Source organism: Sulfurimonas sp., assembly GCF_016744025.1.
In the GTDB taxonomy this organism is placed as follows: domain Bacteria; phylum Campylobacterota; class Campylobacteria; order Campylobacterales; family Sulfurimonadaceae; genus Sulfurimonas.
This window is the reverse complement of sequence record NZ_JADGFC010000176.1, coordinates 1-3937: the sequence shown is the minus strand read 5'-3', so window position 1 is coordinate 3937 and position 3937 is coordinate 1. Positions and strand designations below refer to the sequence as shown.

Sequence of the window (3937 nt, the reverse complement as noted above, 5' to 3'; positions counted from 1 at the left end):
AGACAGATCATAGACATCACATATCCTTTAGTTAATATGACATATACTACACATTTTTAAGAGAAAAACAAAAAAGTATGACAATTTGCCATAAATATTTTGACTTTATTGCAAAATTGTATTATAATTTATAAAAAATATGGGAGAAATGTCATGAAAAGTTTTTTGGAAATTGTTGAAGAGATAAAAAGTATAGTATCTTCTGAGTTTTCTTCTAAGAAAATATTTGATAAAGATATAGCTGATGTATTAGGTATATCTCAGATGAATTTTGCAACTATGAAGAAGAGAAATAAAGTTCCATTTGGTGAATTAATGGATTTTTGTGCTACAAGAAGTATATCTATTAACTGGATGCTTTATGGTCAATCGCCTGAGAGTTTAGTAGAAGCTACTAATAAGTTCTATATGGTTAAATATTTTAGCGATGTAAATGCTTCTGCTGGTGGTGGAGCTGATGAACAGTATGAAGAGATACAAGAACTAGAACTCCCTGAGAAATTTGTATTCATGCTTGGTGGTGAAAGTGAGATGAAGAGTATAGAAGCTATTAATGTTTCAGGTGATTCTATGGAACCAACTTTTAGTTATAATGATATAGTTTTTATAAATAGAGCGAAGACTGACCTCCAACGTGGTGGTATTTTTACTATTAGAACAGAAGCTGGACTCTTTATTAAACGTGTTCAAAAAAGAATAGATGGAAAGATAGATATAATATCTGATAATCAAGTATATTCTACACAAACTCTTGAACCTAATGAAATAGAGGTTATTGGAAGAGTTGTAAGTAGATTTGGTGATGTAGATTAAAATAGGAATAGATAATTTGAAATATATTTTTTTAGTTTTAGTAAGTATAGTATTTGTTTCTTGTTCTTCTAAAGAAGCAGTTGTTCAAAATAAGAAACAAGAAGTAGAAAAAGAAATCAAGTCTAAAACTGATGAGATTGTAAAAATATATGATTTAGTTACTATACCTCAAGATGTTGAATTTTTTACACAAGAACTACTTGAGGCAAAGAAAACTTATAAAATTCAAAAAAAATATGAAAAGTATTATTTCAATGTATGGAATGATACACAACCAAGAGAAAAACTAGAAGATGTTAAATGGCCCTTTAATACATATAAGGCTGGAGACAGTTATGGTGAAAATTTTCAACTCTTAAAACAAAGCTTCTTTGATAAAACATTTGATAATGCCAACTTTTCTAAGTATGCAACTCTAAATGCTAAAGCAATTACTCTTAGACATCTGAATATTAGAGCTTTCCCTACAATAAAACCACTCCTTCGAGATCCTAAAAAGGCTGGAGAAGGTTTCCCTTTTGATTATCTTCAAAACAGTTCTGTACATGCAAATAAACCACTCTTTGTATCTCACTACTCAAAAGATAAAGAGTGGGTTTATGCATTTAGTAGTTTTGCTTCTGGTTGGGTGAAAACCAGTGATATAGCTTTTTTAAAAAAAGAATATACAGACTCATGGCAAAAAGCACAACAAATATTTTTTATAAAAGAAGATATTCCTATATATACAGCTAATGGAACTTTCCTCTTTTCATCAAAAATAGGAATGATGTTGGCTTTAATATCTGAAAATAATAAAGAATTTACAGCTTTAGCAATCTCTTCCAACAAAGGATCTGTTCCAGTTTTTGAAAAAGTGAAAATATCTAAAGAAGTAGCTACAAAAGAGACTTTAAACTTAGATAGAAAATCTCTTACAAATATAATGAGTGAAGTATTTAAAAGTAACTATGGTTGGGGTGGAATATACGGGCAAAGAGACTGTTCTTCTACTCTTCGTGATATGTATGCACCTTTTGGTATTTGGTTACCAAGAAACTCATCACAGCAAGCTAAAGTTGGGCAAATAACAAGCCTAGAAAATTTGACTGATGAAGAGAAAATATCTCTTATAAAACAAAAAGCTGTTCCTTTTGAAACTCTTTTGTATAAAAAAGGGCACATCGTTCTTTATGTTGGCACATTTAACAATGAAGTAATAGTCTTTCATAATATATGGGGAATAAAGACAAAAGAGAATGGTATTGAAGGTAGAGTAGTGGTAGGCAAAACAGTCTTCAGTACTTTAAGACTTGGAAAAAATTTAGCTCATTATTATGATGAGGGTTCAATACTAAGAAACTTAAAAAGTATGAATATCTTAACTAGGTAGTATCTCTTTTATGCTTTTATGTCTAACATAGAACCAAGCATCTCATCTTGAGCTTTAATAGTGTTTACGTTTGCTGTAGTGGCATGTTGAGCAACTATTTGATTAGGCATTTCTTTAGATAGGTCTGCCTTGTTATTTACAATGTTTGAAGCACTCGCATTCATCATTGTTTGGTTAGATTGAATTGATGACATGTTATTAGAAATGTTCATAATAAGCCTTTATGTATAATTATATTTTAAAGTATGAAGACAATTAAAATACTTTCGTACCCAATAGTATAATATAAAATATCTAAATATAAGTTTATGTTTTAATAAATTCAGAGTAAAGCATCTGGTTTTGTTCCAGATGCTAAAGAAAGTTAGTGTAGATCAGAGTTAAGTTTTATCTCTCTAGTTGAACGAGAAGCTGTCATCTCACCAGTTAAAGAGTTTTGTCTGAAATGTAGTCCATTAAGATTTGCAAGGCTCTTACCTTTAAATATTTCACCTTCCATTGTTAGGTTCTTATTTACTTCTTGAATTTTAGTAAGTTCTTTAGGATAGATTCCTATTTTAGTTCCTTCTAAAATTGCTAGACCTGCATCTATGATACAACCGTCACCTAAAGGAATACCACAAGTTGAATTTGCTCCAAGAAGTGTGTTCTTACCGATAGATATAGGGTTCCCGTCAGTTCCACTTAGTACACCAAGAATAGAAGCACCTCCTCCAATATCAGAACCTGCACCAACAATTGCAGAACTAGAAATACGTCCTTCAACCATTACTGAACCAGTTGTTCCAGCATTAAAATTGATATATGAAGCACCAGGCATTACAGTAGTTCCAGATGCTAGTTGAGCACCAAATCTTACTTTTGAAGTCTCAAGGATTCTAGTATTGTCCGCAGGAATGATATGTTGTAAAAATCTTGGGAATTTATCTACAAAATCAATATGAGGGTAGTCATTTGCAAGTTTTAACTCTATTTCGAACTCTCTAAGGTATTCAAGTTCAATTGGTTGACCATTTGACCAAGCAACATTAGGAAGAGCGCCAAATGCTCCGTTTAAGTTAATACTTCTTAATTCAACTTTTGCTTGACTCATTGCATATAACTTTAAGTATGAAGCTTCAACACTCTTAAGTGCCTCATCTGCAAAAATAAATGTTACTTTAAACTCACCCTCTAGTGAGCCACTATTCATAATTTGATTATAAAGTGCAGATACAACTTGAATGTTTTTATGTGCATCACCAAATGCTTCGCCAGAGTAAGGAGAAAATGCGTTTAAACAACTCTTTAAAAAAGTTGCATTTATGTCACAAACAACTTCACTTTCGTTGAAATCAACTTCTATTCCTTGCTCTGCTAATGCTTTGATGAAGATAGCAGCACTACCAAAGTTCTCATCCCAGTTTATTAGTGGGTATGTTGCTTGAAGTGTTTTTTCAACATTTATCTGACCTAAATCAACTCTACATATACCAAATGCTAAAGGATCTTTATATCCAGCTGTTTCTGACTTAATGCTTTGTATCAATGCTTTAAAAGCATCTGTTGTTTGTACTATTTCCATGAATTCTCGCTTAATAATTAATTGTGTGTATTATACTTAAAAACTACTAACAATAATTTATATATACTATTCGTTCTAGATTTTAATTCAAAGCGCCAATTCTAAAATCAAGTGCAATTTTTTGAAAGTAAGTTGAAAGATAGGATTAATCGATAATCTGCTAATCTTATTCGACCAAAAACAAAGAA

Annotated in this window: 4 protein-coding genes; 2 read left to right on the top strand and 2 right to left on the bottom strand. The window is 31.1% G+C overall.

Features of this window, described 5'->3' with window-relative positions:
• The first annotated feature begins 153 nt into the window (after positions 1-153).
• Together QZZ48_RS14590 and QZZ48_RS14585 are read left to right on the top strand one after the other, a co-directional pair.
• On the top strand, positions 154-813 hold the full coding sequence (locus QZZ48_RS14590) for a LexA family transcriptional regulator (RefSeq protein ID WP_294966989.1): 660 nt from the start codon (positions 154-156) through the stop codon (positions 811-813).
• Positions 814-829: 16 nt separating this feature from the next.
• A complete protein-coding gene (locus QZZ48_RS14585) occupies positions 830-2185 on the top strand; it encodes an SH3 domain-containing C40 family peptidase (RefSeq protein ID WP_294966988.1) in 1356 nt (451 codons plus the stop codon).
• Between the two features lie 8 nt (positions 2186-2193).
• Here the strand turns inward: QZZ48_RS14585 and QZZ48_RS14580 are convergent, their stop codons facing one another.
• Complete coding sequence (locus tag QZZ48_RS14580; RefSeq protein ID WP_294966987.1) at positions 2194-2397, bottom strand: flagellar basal body rod C-terminal domain-containing protein; 204 nt, start codon at positions 2395-2397, stop codon at positions 2194-2196.
• Between the two features lie 152 nt (positions 2398-2549).
• Positions 2550-3749 carry a tetrahydrodipicolinate N-succinyltransferase N-terminal domain-containing protein gene (locus tag QZZ48_RS14575; protein WP_294966986.1) on the bottom strand — a complete coding sequence of 400 codons (1200 nt, stop codon included), beginning with the start codon at positions 3747-3749 and terminating at the stop codon, positions 2550-2552.
• Positions 3750-3937: the final 188 nt, after the last annotated feature.